The organism is Arthrobacter nitrophenolicus (assembly GCF_000332815.1).
GTDB lineage: Bacteria > Actinomycetota > Actinomycetes > Actinomycetales > Micrococcaceae > Arthrobacter > Arthrobacter nitrophenolicus.
Window position 1 is genome coordinate 1 of the sequence record NZ_AOFD01000135.1, and the last position, 749, is coordinate 749.

Sequence of the window (749 nt, forward strand, 5' to 3'; positions counted from 1 at the left end):
TTCGGCTGGCGCACCAGCGTCGGCGACGGCTGGAACGTCATGACCGCCATCAGCTGACAGCCCGGCCAGGGCCGGCGGGACGCCCCACCCCGGCGGTAACGCCCCAGTAACGCCCCCGGCGGTGTAATACCGTCGGGGGTCTGGCTCGGTCAAAAGGGCGTGGGCAATGGCAGATTCTCCCCCGAACGCGACCGGCCGGATCTTCATCAGCTACCGGCGGGAAGAGACCGCGTACCCGGCCGGCTGGCTGTACGACCGGCTGGCCGACCGCTACGGCGGCGGGCAGGTCTTCAAGGACGTCGATTCCATCCAGCTGGGCGACGACTTCGTCGAGGCAATTACCCGGGCCGTCGGTTCCTGCGACGTGGTGCTGGTGCTGATCGGCGACGAGTGGCTCACCACCGCCGATGAGCACGGCCGGCGCCGGCTCGACGACCCTGACGACTTTGTGCGCCTCGAGGTCCAGGCCGCCCTGACCCGCAACGTCCGGGTGATCCCGATCCTGGTGGACAAGGCGCGGATGCCGCGGGCCGATGAGCTGCCGGAGAGCCTGGCGCGGCTCACGCGCCGGCAGGCGCTGGAATTCAGCCCGGCCCGCTTCGAGTTCGACACCAGCCGGCTGTTCAAGGTCCTGGACACCACCCTTGCGGAGGTGCGAAGAAACCAGGACGACGGCGGGACGGCGGCCGGCGCGGGAAGCGCCGCGGCCGCTTTACGGGACCGGGAGACGCCCGTGCCGGTTCCGGCCG

General features: G+C 70.8%; 1 protein-coding gene. It reads left to right on the forward strand.

Features of this window, described 5'->3' with window-relative positions; all coding sequences use genetic code 11:
- Window positions 1-166 precede the first annotated feature (166 nt).
- A partial coding sequence (locus G205_RS20460; RefSeq protein WP_009359715.1) for a toll/interleukin-1 receptor domain-containing protein occupies window positions 167-749 on the forward strand: 583 nt, incomplete at its 3' end.